Below are 16,327 nucleotides of genomic sequence, written 5' to 3'. Positions count from 1 at the left end.
CTGCGTTGGTCTCAGCCAACGCGCAGGCTCCCCCGGTGGTCCAGCCCTTCGGCCTCCATTCGTTGCGCCGGCGTTCCGGGCCCGGCCGTGCCCGGCGGCGCAACCGGTCCCGTCGTTCGTTTCCCCGTGGCACGCTCCGGGTTCCTGAGGTGGTCCGGGGCGGGAAGCGACTGCGGTTCGGAAAGGTCCCAGGCTTGGAGCGCCTGCAGGCTGATCCCCCGTGGGCCGGTGCGCCGGGTGATTCCGTGGACCAGCAGCAGCCGGGTCGCGAAGAGCAGCGGGCCGGAGTTTTGTTGGGCCTCGTGGAAGAACGTGCAGTCCACGCAGCCCGTGCCGTCGTCCAGCGAAATGAACACCACCCTGCGCCCGCCGCGCATCGGCGGGGTCTGGGTGGCAACGCGCACGCCGGCGACCATCACCTCGGTGCCGTTGCGCAGTCCCAACAGGTCCTTGGACGCGGTGACCCCCTGCGTGCGAAGCAGCCCAGCGTGCGACTCCATCAGGTGGCCGCTGACATCGATCGCCAGGAGATCAAGTTCGGTGCGGACCGTCTCCTCGAGCGTTGGCGCCGGTTCCAGCGCGGCCAACGCCCCGAACTCGAGGTCGGCCATGGGCAGCGGCTGTTGCCCGGGAATCGGATGGTACTTCCGGGCCACCTTCCGCGCGGGCTGGGATTCCAAGTGGCGCAGCAGGTCAGCGCGGTTCCCCCGGCCCGAAATCCGCTGGAAGTGGTCGAATGCACCGAGCGCGGCGATCCGGGTCAGCGAAGCGCGGGTCAGCCCGGAGCGGTCGCGCACATCGGCCAGGGAGCAGTAGGGCTGCCCGGCCACCACGCGGGAGACCTCGGTGGCGGACATGCCGTAGATCCCGGCGAGGCTGAGCCTGATGCCCAGACGGGTTCCGTGGGCCTCGGGCACCTCCTCGACCCGGTATTCGGCCCCGCTGTGGTTGATGTCCAGCGGAAGAATGGGGATTCCCAGCCGACGCGCCTCGGCCACGAGTAGCCGCTTGGGATACATGCCGGGGTCGTGTTCCCACAAACCGGCAAGGAACGCCTCGGGGTGGTGGGCCTTCAGCCAGGCGGACTGGTAGGTGGGCACGGCGAAGGCCGCACCGTGGGCCTTGCAGAAGCCGAAGCTTCCGAAGGCCTTCAGCGTCTCCCACACCTCGTCCACGACCTGCAGGGAGTATCCCCTCTCCATCGCATGCCGGCGGAAGAACGTTTCCACCATGGGTTCCTGGTCCGGGTTGCCGATGAGGCGGCGGAATACGTCGGCCTTGGCGAGACCACACCCCGTCATGATGTGGAAGGTCCGCAGCACCTGCTCGTGGAAAACGGTGACTCCGTGGGTTTCGGCGAGCGCCGGCTTCAGGTCGGGGTGCGGGTAGATCTCCGGCGCGAAGCCGTGCCGGTTCTCCAGGTAGGGCTTGACCATGTTCGATTTCATGGGGCCGGGACGGAACAGCGAAATGTCGATGATGAGATCGTTGAACTCCCGTGGCGCGAGCTTTCCGACGAGTTCCCGTTGGCCCGGGGACTCGATCTGGAAGCAACCCAGGGTGTGGGTACTACGGATCAGCTCGAACGTGGGTTCGTCGTCGAGCGGGACGCGTTCCAGGTCGATGCGGCCGTCCTCGTTCAAGAACGCCGGGAGGGCGCCATCCTGCCCCAGCGGGTGCCGGCCGGCTTCCGCGACGGCAGTCCCGGTTCCATGGATTCGCACGACCTCCCGCAGCGCGAACGACATGGCGCTTTGCATTCGCACGCCCAACACGTCGAGTTTGAGCATTCCCATGGGGTCCATGTCGTGCTTGTCGAACTGGCTCATGGGCAGACCGAGTCCGCTGGGCTGGACCGGGGTGCGGTCCAGCAGCGAGACATCGCCGAGGATGACCCCGCACGGGTGCATCGAGATGTGCCGGGGCAGCCGATCCAGGCGTTCGGTCAGGTCCACCAGCAGGTCCAGTTGGCGTTCGGCGCCGACGCGGTCCGCAAACTGGCGCAGTTCGGGTTTCTCGTCCAGTGCCTCACGGAAGTTTCGGGCCGAGAAGCGCCACAGTTGCTTGGCGATCGCATCGATCTCGCCGCCTTCGAAACCCAGCGCCAGCCCGGCGTCGCGGACCGCGCCGCGTGCCCGGTAGCCGTTCTGCATGCTCATGAGGGTGACGCGCTCGGGGCCGAAGCGATCGAAGATGCTCCGGTATACGCGGTGGCGTTCGGCGCTTTCCACGTCGATGTCGATGTCCGGCAACGTCGAACGGTCCATCGAGAGGAACCTCTCGAAAAGGAGGTCGTGTTCCAGCGGGTTGACGTGGCTGACCCCCAGCAGGTAGTTCACCAGACTGGACGCGCCGGATCCCCGGGCGGCCGCCCTGACCCCCATGCCGGTGATCATCCGGGAGACCTCGGCGACCGTGAGGAAATAGGAGGAGAAGCCCAGGCGGGAGATGGTGTCGAGTTCCTGTTCGAGGCGCCCTCGCACTCCGGGGGCGTCCAGTCCGCGGGAAAAGAGCCGGTTGGCCCCGGAACCGCAGCGGGCAGCCAGCTCCGTGGAAGGATCCCCGGAGATGCCGATCACCGAAGCCTCCGGCACCACCGGCATCCCCCAGCCGGCATCCGAGACGGGGTCCAACCGGCACCAGTCCGCCACAGCTTCGGTGTCCCGGAGCAACCGGGAGGCGAGAGGTGCGCCGTCCCCCGATTCGGTGGCGATCTCGCGGGCGAGTTCCGCCATGGCGGCGGGTTCCCGCAGCCAACCCTGGCCGTTGGGTTGGAGATCCCGCAACGCGTCCAACGAACTGAGGGCACGCGCCGAATCCAACACATCCGCCGTCGCGGCGCCGTCGGGATCCGCATAGCGCACCGCGTTGCTCAGGATCGCCCTGATGCCGCAGTCCCGTGCCGTCTTGACCATGCGCACGGCGTGCGCGGTGCTCAGTTTCTCACCGGGCGCACTGCGGTGCGTCACCGCCTCCACCGCCAGGGCGCCCGCCGGCAGAGCATCCCGCCAGCGGCCCAGCAGTGTGCGTGCGAGGCCGTAGTTGCGGCGCAGTGCCGCCGCACCGACGTCGGACTGGGGTCCGGCGAGCACCATCAGCACCGGTTCGCCGGCGGGTCCGGCCGCATGGCGCGCCAGTTCCGCGCGGGTGACCCCGACCGGTTTTTTGCCGGCGGCCCCGGTGCCCGCGTGGGCGGCGGAAACCAGGCGGCACAGGGCGCTGTATCCGGCCCCGGAGCTCCGCCCGCGAGCCAGGACCAGCACCCGTCCCCCCGCACGGGGAGGCAACGGGCGTCTGGAGGGCGAAGCGTCCGGGTCCGGTTCGAGCACGGCCAGGCTGACGCCGACAATCGGATCCAGTCCATTCTCGAGGCAGGCCTTGAGGTGCTTCACCGTCCCGAAGAGGCCGTCCCTGTCGGCGCAGGCCAGCGCGTCGGAGCCGTTCGACGCCGCCCGGCGCGCCAACTCGTCCGGCCACGAGACCCCGTAGTGGGCGCTGTAGGCCGTAGCGACGTTGAGATGGGTGAAACTCACGCGCTCTCTTTCAACGCGTCGTGGATGCGGATCAGCCTCCACCGGCCGGTCTCCACCTGACGGGAGACGTCGAACGTCAGAAGCGGGCCGCGGACCGTCTGGCGGACCTGCAGCCTCCAGATTTCGTGGTCGACCAGGCCGGGGCCGCGCCCTCGTTCGGCGCGCACCTCCTCCGTCCACCATTTGCGGCGCTCGAACCAGCGCACCGGTTGCGCGGCGACCCGGTATTCCCGGCCCTGCCAGCGCATGCGCAACGGCAGGCCGGCCGGCGTGCATTCGACTTCCACCGACTGCGTGAACAGGCCCATGGGGCCACCTCCATATCCGTGTCCCGGGGCGTGAGAAGAACCCGGGAGCACCAATGTGAACGGGAAGTCGACGCCCCTGGGAAGCGGTGGGACGGCAACTCCATTGTATTCGAAGAGATGTTCGAATAAAAGATCACGCTACGTGAGGCCGCCGACATTTTGCGTTCGACTACCGGCACGGGGCGCCCGCGCCTAGGCTGGCCGCATGGACACGCCCCCAACCCGCCCCGGCATACCGAACATCTCTGCCGTGACCCTCGGTGTGCGCGACGTGGAGGCCTCCCGCGACTTCTACGTCGAGGGGCTGGGGTTCCGGCCGCTGCAGCACCTTCCCGGCGAGATTGCCTTTGTGGCAGCGGGCCACGGCCTGATGCTCGCGCTCTGGAACGTGGACAGCATGCCCGGGGAATACGGAGAGGTCGGCTTCGGGAACCAGGCGCCCCCGGTCTCCTTGGGGCACAACACGGACAGTGCCGAGCAGGTCGACCGGCTCTACCGGCTTGCCCTGGCCGCCGGAGCCGAGGCGGTCAATGCACCCTCGCTGCGGGACTGGGGCGGCACCAGCGCCTGCATCGCCGACCCTGACGGCTACCGCTGGGACTTCGTCCACAACCCGGCCTTCAGGACCGGTCCCGCCGGACGCGTGGAACTGGGCTAGCCTCCCCGCCGCGCCCGTGCCGGTGCCCCTTTGAAACCGGTCAGAACAGGCCGTCGACGGCTTCCACGAGCTCGGGGTTGTCGTTCCGCACGTTTCCCACGGCCCGGTCGACCGCCCGCAACTCCCACTTCGCGGCCACCGGAAAGGCCCCGTCCCGTGCCCACGCAACCAGGGACGCCGCGTCAGTGTCCCTGGGATCAAGCCAATCGGCAAGGGTTCCGCGGTCCAGCGGCAACGGGAGCCTGTCGTGGAGCGCCGCGAGTTCCTCGAGAACCGGATCCGCCGACCCGGGTTCCGGCGACGGCACGGTGAGGATCGACGTCGACAGCAGCCACTGCCCCGGCTCGCCATCCTCCATCGTCGGGTCCTTCCACCACTCGTAGAGGCCCGCGAACAGGATGAGTGAACCGTCGGCGGGCCGGACCAGGTACGGTTGCCTCGTCAGCGACTTGCCCTCGCCCGTCTTGAGCCACTCGTAGTACCCCTCGGCGGGAACGGCGCAGCGGCGCGCCTTCACCGCCTTGCGGAACGACGGTTTCTCGACCACGGTCTCGCTGCGCGCATTGAACGACCTCACACCGACCGACGGTTCCTTGGCCCACGCCGGAACCAGTCCCCACTTCGCCACGTGCAGTTGGCGAACGCGCTCGCCGTCGATCAGGCGCTCCAAGACAATCGGCACGTCCGAGGTCGGCGCCACGTTCCACGATTGCCGCAGCTCCATGGCCTCGTCGGCCTCCGCCTCCAGTTCCGCAACCAGATCACCGACCGCCCGCGCCATCACGTATCGTCCGCACATGGAATAAGACTCTCACAGCGGTCGTTGACGCCGACATGACAACAGCGAACCTTCAGGACTACGTGCCCGCCGACGGAACCGTCACGATGTTCACCACCTCCTGGTGCGGATACTGCCGCAACCTCAAACGCGCCATGGACGCCGACGGCATCGCCTACCGCGAGGTCAACATCGAGGAGGTCGCCGGCACCGCCGAAATCGTCGAGTCCTTCAACGGCGGCAACCAGACGGTCCCCACCCTGGTCTTCCCCGACGGAACCGCCGTCACGAACCCGCGCATCGAGCAGGTCCGCGAACGCCTGTAGCGCGCGTGTGATTGGATGATGGCGTCGGCATCCCGCGGGGGCCGGCGCCATGACCGTTTCACTACCCGATGGCCGCCGCTCGCGGTCGAGAGGATGGACCCTCCCCATGCCACACAAGGTCAAGGCCGTTGTCGTCAAGGCCAAGGACGCCCCGGTCGTCATCGAGACCATCATCGTTCCGGATCCCGGTCCGGGGGAGGCGGTGGTCGACATCCTCACCTGCGGGGTCTGCCACACCGACCTGCACTACAAGCTCGGCGGCATCGGGGACGAATTCCCCTACCTGCTGGGCCACGAGGCCACCGGCGTCGTGAGCCAGACCGGGCCCGGGGTCACCGAGATCGCCGTCGGGGACCGCGTCATCCTGAACTGGCGCGCGGTCTGCGGGACCTGCCGCGCCTGCGCCAAGGGCACCCCCCAGTACTGCTTCGACACCCACAACGCCACCCAGAAGATGACCCTGGAGGACGGCACCGAACTCTCCCCGGCCCTGGGCATCGGCGCGTTCGCCGAAAAGACCCTCGTCGCCGCCGGACAGTGCACCAAGGTCGACGACGACGTCGACCCCGCCGCCGTCGGCCTGCTCGGTTGCGGCGTCATGGCCGGCATCGGAGCGGCCATCAACACCGGCGAGGTCAAGCGCGGGGAATCCGTGGCTGTCATCGGCTGCGGCGGCGTCGGCATCGCCGCCATCGCCGGCGCCCGGCTCGCCGGGGCCACCACCATCATCGCCGTGGACATCGACCCCGCGAAGGTCGACCTGGCCAAGACCCTCGGCGCCACCCACGGGGTCAACTCCCGCGAGGAGGACCCCGTCGCCGCCATCCAGGGGCTCACCGGAGGGTTCGGCGCCGACGTCGTCATCGACGCCGTCGGACGCCCCGAAACCTACAAGCAGGCCTTCTACGCCCGCGACCTCGCCGGACGCGTCGTCCTCGTCGGCGTCCCCACCCCCGACATGCAACTCGAACTGCCCCTGCTGGACGTCTTCGGCCGCGGCGGATCCCTCAAGTCCTCCTGGTACGGCGACTGCCTCCCCTCCCGGGACTTCCCCATGCTCGTGGAGCAATACAAACTCGGCCGCCTGGACCTGGACGCCTTCGTCACCGAACGCATCGGACTGGACCAGATCGAGGAAGCCTTCGAGAAGATGCACGCCGGCACCGTCCTGCGCTCGGTCGTGGAAATCCAGACCGCGGGAACGTCCACGCCGGCTGTCGGGGCGACGGCGGTGTCCGCATGAGCGCCCGCATCGAACACCTCGTCACCTCCGGCACCTTCTCCCTGGACGGCGGGACCTGGGACGTGGACAACAACGTCTGGATCGTCGGGGACGACACCGAGGTCTTCGTCATCGACCCCGCCCACGACCCGGCCGCCATCGCCAACCAGGTCGCCGGCCGCACCGTCAGGGCCGTCCTACTCACCCACGGGCACGACGACCACATCCGCCACGCCCGCGCCTTCGCCGACCGCGTCCAGGCCCCGGTCTACCTGAACACCGCGGACCAGATGCTCTGGGAAGACGTCTTCCCCGGCACCACCGCCGACTCCCCGATCGCCCACGGCGACACCTTCAAAATCGCCGGCACCACACTCACCGCCCTACACACCCCCGGCCACTCCCCGGGCTCCACCTGCTTCCACGCCCCCGAAATCGGGACCCTGTTCAGCGGCGACACCCTCTTCAACGGCGGCCCCGGCGCCACCGGCCGCTCCCACAGCGACTTCGGCACCATCATCGAATCCATCCGCGACCGACTCCTCGTCCTGCCCGCCGAAACCATCGTGAACACCGGCCACGGCGACACCACCACCATCGGCACCGAGGCACCCCACCTCGACGAATGGATCACCAGAGGCCACTGAACATGGAACCCGACGCGCGGCGCCGACCCTCGCTGGGGAGGGTCGGCGCCGTCGTCCTGTTGCTGGCAGCGGCCGGCATCGCCGGGGGCGGGATCCTCCTCATCCAGGCAGCCGCCGCCGTTCCCGCGGCGGCGACGTTCGGCTGGTTCGCCTATGCTCCGCTGTCCGCCATGACGGAGTCCGCGCCCGAGGGGCTCGTGGTGCTTACCCAAGGGCAGGCCGTGGGCGTGCTGTTGCTTGGACTGGGCCTGAGCGGGCTGGCGTTCCTCGCCGGACTGCGATTCGGCCGTGGTCCGCGCCAGCCGGAATTCCGCCGTTAGCGGTCGATGAGCCGCGTGTGTTGGGCGTAGGCGTCCAGCACGGCATCCTCGACGTCCGCGACCCGGACACCGGGAACCAGATCGTCGACGGCGCCGGCGGTCGCCGGGTCCATCGGCAGGTCCATGGCCGCGTAGACGTCGCGAAGGACGGCGCGGATGGGCGCGGAGTCCTCCACCACGAAGACGCTGGCGAACAGCCAGGCGCCGGCGACCACGCGCTGCGCCGTGCCGACGAGCTTGACCGGCACCGACGCCGTCGAACCCGGCCCGGGCAACCCGTGGACGCTGTACTCCCCCGCGCAGTACTCGCCCGGGATCTCGCCGACCGCAGCGTCGACGCCCAGTGCGCGCAGCGCCGACGCGTATAGTTCCCCGAGCACCCTGAACCGGTGCTGGTGGCCGATCATCGCCTCGTTGGCGGGTTCGACGTGGTCCACGATCAGCGTGCCGCGGTGGTAGGCCGCCGCCCGGCCCCCGGCCCTGCGGACCAACGGCGCGAATCCGGCACGCCGCGCCGCGTCGACGGCATCGGCATAGCCGGACAGCCGCACGTCGCGCTGGCCGAAGGCAAGCGTGGGTTCCGGGCGGTAGATCCGTAGAGCCGCCGGGCGGCTTCCTCCGCGCACCGCGTTCAACAGTTCGACGCCGGAGCGCAGGTCGGCGGCCGGGTCGCCCGAAACGTCCGTCCGCAGAATGCGCAGGGGCTGGTCGGCGTCGGGGTTCCACACGGTCATAACCTCGATTCTATGGTGCACATGGGCCCGCCGGTTCGGCCCCATAATGGAGGGTGCCTTCACCGCAGACCCCCCTGATTCTCCTCGGCGGCGCCTCCGGTGCCGGCAAGTCCTACCTGGCCGCCCGCTACGGGCGGCCCCACGTGGAGCTGGACAACTTCTACCGCGAGCTCGCCGAGCACACCGCCGGCACTCCCCTGCCGCTGACCCCCTATGACGAGGTCGACTGGGACCACCCGGGGACCTGGAACCGCGACGCCGCGGTCGAGGCGCTCGTCGGTCTCCTGGGACGCGGTCGCACGGAGGTCCCCGACTACTCCATCGCCAGCTCGAGCCACAGCGGATACCGCACGGTGTCCCTCGCGGAGGGACCCGTGGTGGCCGAGGGTGTTTTCGTGGACGAGGTCGCGGGGCCACTGCGAGCCCGCGGCGTCGCCGCCGACGCGGTGTATATCGACGTGCACCCGCTGACGACGGCGGTCCGCCGCTTCGTGCGCGACGTGCGCGAACGGCGCAAACCGGTGCCGTTCCTGCTTCGGCGGGGTTGGGCCCTGTTTCGCGCCGACAGCGCCAACCGCCGGCGCTACCTCGCCGCGGGGTTCCGGCCGCTTGCGAAGCGACGCGTCAGGGCCCTGCTGGCGGGGCCTGCGGCATCGGACGCACCGTGAGGATCTGCTCGCTGCGGCCGAACGGCCCGACGACGTCGTGGAGCACCGCGGACGTGAGCCCGACGCCGTCGTTCCCGTAGGTCTGCTGGGCCTGCAGACCCAGCCATTCGCCGACGGGTCGGCGGTGCATGTGGATCTGGAGGTCGACGTTGGGGAACATCCACGATGCGGGTCCGGGTTCGACGCGCGGCGCGACGCCGTTGGCGGTGTCCACCAGCCCCAGCAGCCGCACCAGGTCGGAGGTCTCGGCGCCGGCCACCATCGGGTGTGGCGTGCGGAGCCAAACGACTCCCCGGCCCGGCCGGTGTCCAGGCTCCACACGGAAATCCAGTTGCTCGATGTACCCGCCGGGCCACGGGGACATGCCGTCCCACGGCTGCAGCCGTTCCGGGTGCGACACCGGGTGGTCTTCGAAGGCGGCGACGCTGGCCGAATCCTGGGTCTTGAGCCGCCAGGCGCGAGCGACGATGGCGGTCCGGCCGGCGCAGGACAACTCGGCCTCGAGGAGCTCGATCGTGCGTCCTGGCCGAACCAGGCGCGTGCGTACGTCGAACTCGCCGCCATGGATGATGCCCAGGATGTCCAGGCCGACCTTGGCCATGCGCATGTCAGGTCGCGGCTGGAACAGCTCGAGTTCGTGGGCGATGATTCCGGTCGCCGGAGCCATGTGCTGCTCGTGCGCATTCCAGGCTCCCTGCGCGTGCACGGTGGAGCGGTAGCGGCCGTCCCCGAGGGGCTCGTAGAAGAAGTCGCCGACGGCGAGTTCCGTGGTGTGCCCGGGCATGGGGGCCTGCGTCATTGCGGGGTCCTTTCCTGCGGCCGTGGCGGCCGTTCCTCATGCCACCCTATGCCGCCCCGCGCCGCCGGGGAAACCGGTTCCTAACCCACCTCGGCGCCGATCGGAATGACTTCCAGGCTATCGTCGGCGTCCACCAGGACCAGGACCCGGCGCGCGGACACACCGGTTAACCGGCCCACCAGTTCCCCCACCAGCGCCGCCCCGTCAGGCAGGGACCCCTGGGCACCATCGTCGGTGTCCCCTCGGACCCACACCGTCACGCGGGCCCCCGTGGCCTCGCGGATAGTCGAGGCGAGCGCGCCGCCGTCGTCGTGCGAAACGACGAGTACGACGCGTTCTACGCTGATCCGCTCGATGCCGGCAACGTCGCCGGAGCTCCCTGCTTCTGAGGCGACGGCGAGCGCCGAGCGGTCCCGCCGCCACAGGCCGAAGTGGTAGGCGGCGACGAGGCAGGTGGCCGCCAGCAACCCGAACGGGGCTCGAATCCGCTCCAACAGGCTGGACCCGGTGACGTCGTCGAGAAGGAACTCGAAAAGGCGGAAACCGATGACCAGAAGGGTCACCAGCGCGACGACGGCGCTCACCCCAAAGACGGCAACGAGGTACACCCGCCTGCCTGCGGGGTCGGCGGCCGCGGCGGGACGCCAGACGATCCACCAAATGGGGGCGCCGACCAAGAGGGCGCTGATGCCGCCCAGAAGCAGGGTCCGGGCATCCGCTCCGGCCAAGGGGGTGGCGGCCAGCGCCATGAGCGAGTTCACGACCACGCCGATACCGGTGGCCGCCCCCACGAGGGCAACCGCGGAGACCACCAGCCGGGCGGCCAGGCTCGGGGTCTGGCCGCGGGAGACAGCCTCAGGGTGGTGGTAGGCCCACACCAGAAGGCCGATGGCGCCGGCCGCCAGAGCCATCGGCAGCGGACCGACGAGTTCCACGACCGGATCCGTCCGGTCCAGGGCCAGTCGGAGCAGCACAAAAAGCACTGTTCCCATACCGCCGAGGGCGAGCGCCGCGGCAAGCAGGATCCCGACCACCAGCAGGACGACGTCGGCCAGGCCGCCACGGAGGTTACGTGCGGACTGTCGCATCCAGTGCCACCACCAGATGGCCGCACCCCCGACTGCCCAGGCCGCTGCGCCGAGGACCGACGTCCACCACGGCCCCCCCACCGTCGTGGCATCGGCCAGCGCACGCACTGCCGCGTCCAAGACCCCCGCGATTGCGCCAATCCCGTTGGCGACGGCGATGAGCAGACCATAGGCGGCGCCGATGACGCAGGGGACGCTGTGCAACCTGAGTGGTCCCTTCGTCCGGTGACGCGACATCCACAGGTGCCATAACCACACGGCTGCCCAGATGAATCCGGTGGACAGGTTCGACTGCCAGCGGTGTGGCTGGCCGGCCACGGCGTCGGCCAGCAGCGAGAGCAGCGACACCGTGGCGGTCACGAGGGCCACGATGTACATGGCAGAGACGTAAAGGCCCCACGACAACGCGGAGCGTTCCGTGTCCGTGTCGGCGCGCCTCCACACGACCCACCACAAGAGCGCCGCCAAGGGACCGGCAATGAGGGTGAAGGCCAGCGAGAGCGCCAGTCCAGTGACATCGGTCCCGGCGAATTCGGCTCCTTCACCGAGCAGCCGCGCCACGAGGCCGCTGAGACCGCCGGCCGCCGTCGCCACCAGAACGAACAGGAGGACGTAGACCACCAGTCGCCTCACGGTCGATTGCGTCCGGCTCGGCGCACGGCCGGTAGACGACGTCGTCGCGGCGCTCATTCTTCGAATCCTGCAGGGGGGCAGGCCGCCAGCTCCCAAGGGGCGGTGTCGATGAGCCATCTGTCACCTGAACGAGTGAGATCGAATCGACCCTCCGTCTCGTATTCCGAGGCTCCGAGGGGGTTGCCGCCGCCTTGGCCGACGGTGAGGGTGACCTCGACGTCGGCGGAATTCGGCCGCTCCGTGGTCGAGATGAGGGTCACGCGCATGTCGGATGAGAACGACTCGCCGAAACCCTCGCAATTCTTTTTCGCCCGTTCGGTCAGATACTCCGCCGCCAGTGCCTCGTCGCCGTCGATGACGGCTGCGGCATAGCGTTGGACGACGCCTTGCGGCGTGCCCTCGTCAAGCATCTCGGGCTCTCCACGCGTGAACACGACGGCGAGGGCAACAACGACCAGGACAGCAACGGCCGCGGCGATGCCCAGCAGTGTCCTGTCCGGTTTCTTCCGGGCTTCGTTCATGGCCACATTATGGCCCGGGGATGGGGGGTTGACTAGCGCGTTCAGGTCACGAATCGGCACGGGGCCCGCAGCTGCCGGGACAGGCGGCATTGCCGCGCCGGTATGCCGGGCCTAGCGTGGGTAGACACGGGTACGACGGCCACGACGGGAGATCATCGAAATGGCGGAAACAGGGCGCTACGTGGTTGCCGCGGATGCCGTTCCGCCGGACCTGACCGTCCTCCCGGGGATCGCCGGAGTGGCCGAGCCATTCGACGAACACCACATCGACGTCCACTTCGACACGGCCACTCTGCGGCTCGCCGTCCGGGGCATGGGAATCCGGCGCAGAACCGGTGGCGTGAACGCGGGTTGGCGGATCGACGGCCTCCCGGCCGCCGCGGCGCACGCGGACGACGTCGTGCCCCCGGATGTCGTGCCCTTGGGCCGCGAGGACGCGGTGCCGCCGCCCATCGCGGACCGCGTGCGCGCGATCACGCGCGGGGAGTCCCTGGTGCGCGTCGCCCGGACGACGGAGCACCGCACCGTTCGGCGGCTGTACGGGCACTCGGGCGAACATGTGGCCGATTTCATCGACAGTTCTGTCACCGGCGAGTCGTACGCGCAGGAGCCGCCGTGCGCACCACGGCGGACGTGGGCCGTCGTTCCGGCGCGGCACGGCGCCCGCGAGCCGCGGGGCGCCTCCGGTCTCCTGGCGACGGTCGGTGCGCCCCTGACGGAAGCGACCTCCGACGTCGAACGGGCGCTCGGGAATGCCTACCCCCGCCGGACGCCGGCCACTGAACGCCGCGGCGGCAGGAATCTTCGGGTATGGCACGTGGTGGAGGCCTACGTGGCCGCGCAGACAACCGAGTTGATGGACGCCGACGCGGGCGTACGCTGCGACGATCCGGACGCCGTGCACCGCATGAGATCGGCAATCCGGCGGATCCGTTCGGTGCTCGGCGTCTACGGGCGCGTGCTGCGCTGTCCTGCCCGGGCCGCACTCTCGGCCGAATTGAAGTGGCTGGCCGGCGCACTGGGCGGCGCACGCGACGCCCAGGTCCTGCGGGACCGGCTCCTGGGTCCTCACTCGTCGCGCGATGAGGCCGCGGACCGGGGACTCCGTCGGCTTGCCGCGCGGCTGGACCAGGACCACGCGGAGGGATACCGGCGGACGTTGAAGGCCATCGACTCGGAGCGCTATTTCGCCCTGTTGGACACCTTGGACAACGTGGCCATCCTTCGGAGGCGCAAGGGGCTCGGGGGCAAGGCCGCGGCCGCGACGATGCCGAAACTGGTGGACCGGGATGCCGCCCGGTTCCGGGCGTCCGCCGATTCGGCCGCCAGGACGGGCGCCGGAAAACGTCGGGACGCGGCTCTGCACCGGGTGCGCAAGAACGCGAAGCGCCTCCGGCACGCGACGGAGCCCGCCACTCAGGTCCTCGGTAAGCCTGCGAAGCGCTTGGGGCGCTCCGCACGGCGGATCCAACGGATCCTCGGGGACCACCAGGACAGTGTTCTAACCCGCCAGTTTCTCTCCGAAAGGCAGACGGACGCGGAAACCGGCGTAACGCCGGGCCCCGCTCCCGCGGAGCTGCGGATATATGGCGAACTGGCCGCCGAAGAGGAGTCCGCGGCAGAATCCGCCCGCCGCCGCTACCGGAAGGCGCTCAGGAAGCTGCGGGCGCAGCCACCGCTTGCCTGACCGGTGCTAAGGCGCCGATACGCCGGTGATCCACGCCGACTTGGTGGGGAGCGAGGCTCGGAACTTCGCGCCGGTGATCGTGCGCGTTTCACCGTTGGCGGCCGTGGCGGTCGCCGAGGAGATGGTGAGGTCTGCGTTCTTGGCCACGGACACGGACACGATGTCTCCGATGCCGAACGCCGTCGCCATCTTGGACTGGGTTGCCGTGTAGGCCCACGCCCGGTTCGGGTTGCCGGAGAGCGGGGACACCGAGTAGGCGTCGCCGCGGGACTGGAGATACGCGTGGGGGTTGCCCCACACGGACTGTGCCGTGCGGGTCATGCCGCCGGAGGAGGAGAAGTAGACGGCGTCGATCAGGTAGCCGTTGTACTTGACCACGGTGGCGGAGGTTGGGATGCCGGAGGCCTTGGTCTGTGTGGCGTCCACGGCGGCCTTCCACTTGGCGCCGCTCACGCCGCCGCCCTCGTTTTCCTTGCCCCACCCGGTGAACTTCTGCGAGGCGACCTCGTCGTAGACGTTGCAGCCGCAGGCGGACTTTAGGGTCGCCATGTTGCGCATCGCGTATGTCCGGCCGGCGATGGCCTGCGCCTGAAGCGCGGCCGGCTCCCAGCTGGACGGCATTTCGGCGAGACCGTAGAGATACTCGTCGTTCATGCGGAGCTGGTTCACGAGGTTCAGCTTGCCGCCCAGGACGGACACCTCGATCTGTCCGTGCCGGTACGTGCCGGCGGCGGATCCGCCGTTGGCGTTGGGGACGGATACGGTGCCGACGACCGCACCGGGCCAGTGGCGGGTCCCCTCCCACTGGACCGTGAGGGCGCCGTCGACCGTGTGCGTCTCGGAGCCCATCGTGGCAACCACCTTTCCGTTGACGAGCTTGAGCGACACGGGCGACGACGTGGTGGCCAGTCTCGCGGACCCGTCAAGGATTCGCAGGCGTCCCCCGGACGGGGTGATCGTGCTGGCGGTCGTGGACAACAGTTGGACCCTGATGTCGCTGGAGGCCAGGGCCGTCGTCGTCGCCGTGCGGGCCGGCGCGTAGTAGTGCTCCAGGATCGCCGCCGCGCCGGAGCCGGCCTTGGCCATCCCCTGCGCGCCGTACTGGCTCATGCCGACGCCGTGGCCCCATCCCGCACCGGAAATCGCGAACGTCGCGGGGACGTCGACGTGGTCCACGCCGGGCGGATCGGCCGGAGCGGGAGCAGGGGCCGGAGCGGGAGCAGGGGCGACGACCGGCGGTGCAACTGGACGCGCCACGGCGGGCGGGGCGACGTACGCCGCCAAATAGGACCCGGAAGTCCAGCCCGTGGCGGTCCCGACCTTCACCTGCCGCCAAACGATCGTTCCGTGATTCACGGTCTTGCCCGTGGCGGCCACCGCCGTGCCCTTGGACATCAGCGTCAGGACCCGGCCAGCCGGCGCCGACACACGCAGGTACACGTTGGCCGTCGTCGTGAACTTCCCGGGCTTACCCGAGACGATTTTTGGCGCCGTTGGGGCCTTCGCCACCGGCTTGGCGACGGGTTGGGCGACGGGCTTGGCCGCGGGCGCCATCTTGAGGTACGCGCTCGCGGACCACCCGGTGAGCGAGCCGTACTTGACCTGGTACCAGGTGGTCCCGGAGACCTTGCGGGCGGCTCCGGTGGTGACGACCGTGGAACCCTTCCTCAGGGTCGTGATTGCTGCTCCGGTCGGCGCGCTGCGACGCAGCAGCAGGTTCGCCGTGGTGGTGTGTTTAACGTTCTTCGCGGTGGTCGGGGCGGTTGGCTGCGGAACAACGACCTTGGCGATGGTCTTCGTGACGTAGGACCTGGCCACCCAACCTGTACGCCCGTTGGCCGTGACCTGGTACCAGGAGCCCTTAGTGGCCCGCACGGTGAGCTTGGTGCCCTTTTTCAGCAGCACGATGGCGCGGTGACGGGTGGACGCTCCGGTGCGGAGGTAGAGGTTTGCGCTCGTCGCGTATGTGGTGCTGGTCTTCGTTGTGGCGGCGGGGAGTGCCGACGCCGCCGTCGTCGGCGCAACGGCGGCCGCCACGGGCAGCGGCATGGCACCTGCGGGTCCCGCCGCACCAATCCCGAAGGAGAGGACGGCCAGAGTCGCCACGGACATCCAACGCGCCCTCGTCGCGAATCGGACAGGTCGAGGTAAGGCGACATTGGTGTTCATGGTTCCCCCGTGCAGCGAGTGATGAAAGTTGCTGAGGAAAACTGTAGGGGTAAAAGTGCGTATTGTGTATCTATTTGTGGCGCGTCAAGCGACGACACGCCGAAGGGGTGCAGGTTTGGCGTGGCAATCCCCTCGTGGACCCGCCAAGGACGCGGCAAAGGGCCTGCCCCAGCGCGGGGGCAGGCCCTTTGGAATCCGCAGGCTCTGGGGTGCAGTCGGTCGCTCCCGTGGGAGGT

The 16,327-nt window shown here is 69.4% G+C and carries 15 protein-coding genes; 7 read left to right on the top strand and 8 right to left on the bottom strand.

What is annotated here, in order from left to right; all coding sequences use genetic code 11:
* Positions 1-11: 11 nt before the first annotated feature.
* Together ACHAAJ_RS13490 and ACHAAJ_RS13485 are read right to left on the bottom strand one after the other, a co-directional pair.
* Positions 12-3,533: a DNA polymerase III subunit alpha gene (locus tag ACHAAJ_RS13490; RefSeq protein ID WP_435728707.1), complete on the bottom strand. Its 3,522-nt coding sequence runs from the start codon at positions 3,531-3,533 to the stop codon at positions 12-14.
* Positions 3,530-3,841 (bottom strand): DUF6504 family protein, encoded by a 312-nt coding sequence (locus ACHAAJ_RS13485; RefSeq protein WP_435728706.1) that lies wholly within the window; start codon positions 3,839-3,841, stop codon positions 3,530-3,532. The genes ACHAAJ_RS13490 and ACHAAJ_RS13485 overlap by 4 nt, the downstream gene beginning before the upstream one ends.
* A gap of 205 nt (positions 3,842-4,046) precedes the next feature.
* Here ACHAAJ_RS13485 and ACHAAJ_RS13480 point away from each other — a divergent pair, with 205 nt between their 5' ends.
* Positions 4,047-4,499 (top strand): VOC family protein, encoded by a 453-nt coding sequence (locus ACHAAJ_RS13480; RefSeq protein ID WP_435728705.1) that lies wholly within the window; start codon positions 4,047-4,049, stop codon positions 4,497-4,499.
* Between the two features lie 40 nt (positions 4,500-4,539).
* Here ACHAAJ_RS13480 and ACHAAJ_RS13475 read toward each other — a convergent pair whose 3' ends face one another.
* Positions 4,540-5,298 carry an SOS response-associated peptidase gene (locus ACHAAJ_RS13475; RefSeq protein ID WP_435728704.1) on the bottom strand — a complete coding sequence of 253 codons (759 nt, stop codon included), beginning with the start codon at positions 5,296-5,298 and terminating at the stop codon, positions 4,540-4,542.
* A 35-nt stretch (positions 5,299-5,333) separates the two neighbouring features.
* On the opposite strand from ACHAAJ_RS13475, the gene ACHAAJ_RS13470 reads away from it, so the two are divergent.
* The 4 genes from ACHAAJ_RS13470 (at position 5,334) to ACHAAJ_RS13455 (ending at position 7,792) form a co-directional block, all read left to right on the top strand.
* Entirely contained in the window at positions 5,334-5,603 is a 270-nt protein-coding gene (locus tag ACHAAJ_RS13470) for a glutaredoxin domain-containing protein (RefSeq protein WP_435728703.1), read from the top strand.
* 106 nt (positions 5,604-5,709) lie between these two features.
* The gene (locus tag ACHAAJ_RS13465; RefSeq protein WP_435728702.1) at positions 5,710-6,846 is read left to right on the top strand and encodes an S-(hydroxymethyl)mycothiol dehydrogenase; all 1,137 of its coding nucleotides are present in this window, start codon (positions 5,710-5,712) and stop codon (positions 6,844-6,846) included.
* Positions 6,843-7,472, top strand: coding sequence for an MBL fold metallo-hydrolase (locus tag ACHAAJ_RS13460; RefSeq protein ID WP_435728701.1), 630 nt, complete (start codon positions 6,843-6,845; stop codon positions 7,470-7,472). Before ACHAAJ_RS13465 ends, ACHAAJ_RS13460 begins: the two co-directional genes overlap by 4 nt.
* 2 nt (positions 7,473-7,474) lie before the next feature.
* Complete coding sequence (locus ACHAAJ_RS13455) at positions 7,475-7,792, top strand: hypothetical protein (RefSeq protein WP_435728700.1); 318 nt, start codon at positions 7,475-7,477, stop codon at positions 7,790-7,792.
* Here the strand turns inward: ACHAAJ_RS13455 and ACHAAJ_RS13450 are convergent.
* Positions 7,789-8,526, bottom strand: coding sequence for a lipoyl protein ligase domain-containing protein (locus ACHAAJ_RS13450; protein WP_435728699.1), 738 nt, complete (start codon positions 8,524-8,526; stop codon positions 7,789-7,791). The two genes, ACHAAJ_RS13455 and ACHAAJ_RS13450, sit on opposite strands and share 4 nt — an antisense overlap.
* A 53-nt stretch (positions 8,527-8,579) precedes the next feature.
* On the opposite strand from ACHAAJ_RS13450, the gene ACHAAJ_RS13445 reads away from it, so the two are divergent.
* On the top strand, positions 8,580-9,194 hold the full coding sequence (locus tag ACHAAJ_RS13445) for a uridine kinase (protein WP_435728698.1): 615 nt from the start codon (positions 8,580-8,582) through the stop codon (positions 9,192-9,194).
* On the opposite strand, the gene ACHAAJ_RS13440 is transcribed toward ACHAAJ_RS13445, so the two are convergent.
* From ACHAAJ_RS13440 to ACHAAJ_RS13430, 3 genes are all read right to left on the bottom strand, one after another.
* Positions 9,151-9,993: a thioesterase family protein gene (locus tag ACHAAJ_RS13440; RefSeq protein WP_435728697.1), complete on the bottom strand. Its 843-nt coding sequence runs from the start codon at positions 9,991-9,993 to the stop codon at positions 9,151-9,153. The genes ACHAAJ_RS13445 and ACHAAJ_RS13440 overlap by 44 nt on opposite strands.
* An 80-nt stretch (positions 9,994-10,073) precedes the next feature.
* Complete coding sequence (locus ACHAAJ_RS13435; protein WP_435728696.1) at positions 10,074-11,771, bottom strand: DUF5671 domain-containing protein; 1,698 nt, start codon at positions 11,769-11,771, stop codon at positions 10,074-10,076.
* The gene (locus ACHAAJ_RS13430; RefSeq protein WP_435728695.1) at positions 11,768-12,235 is read right to left on the bottom strand and encodes an LpqB family beta-propeller domain-containing protein; all 468 of its coding nucleotides are present in this window, start codon (positions 12,233-12,235) and stop codon (positions 11,768-11,770) included. Before ACHAAJ_RS13430 ends, ACHAAJ_RS13435 begins: the two co-directional genes overlap by 4 nt.
* A 160-nt stretch (positions 12,236-12,395) precedes the next feature.
* Here ACHAAJ_RS13430 and ACHAAJ_RS13425 point away from each other — a divergent pair, with 160 nt between their 5' ends.
* Positions 12,396-13,922, top strand: a complete 1,527-nt coding sequence (locus tag ACHAAJ_RS13425; RefSeq protein WP_435728694.1) for a CYTH and CHAD domain-containing protein — start codon at positions 12,396-12,398, stop codon at positions 13,920-13,922.
* A gap of 6 nt (positions 13,923-13,928) precedes the next feature.
* Here ACHAAJ_RS13425 and ACHAAJ_RS13420 read toward each other — a convergent pair whose 3' ends face one another.
* Positions 13,929-16,034: a SpoIID/LytB domain-containing protein gene (locus ACHAAJ_RS13420; protein WP_435728693.1), complete on the bottom strand. Its 2,106-nt coding sequence runs from the start codon at positions 16,032-16,034 to the stop codon at positions 13,929-13,931.
* Positions 16,035-16,327 lie beyond the last annotated feature (293 nt).

The sequence above is a fragment of the Arthrobacter arnarulunnguaqae genome, assembly GCF_051262515.1.
Classification (GTDB): Bacteria; Actinomycetota; Actinomycetes; order Actinomycetales; family Micrococcaceae; genus Arthrobacter_N.
Note: the sequence above shows the minus strand (reverse complement) of the source record. Positions and strands in the feature narration are given on the sequence as shown.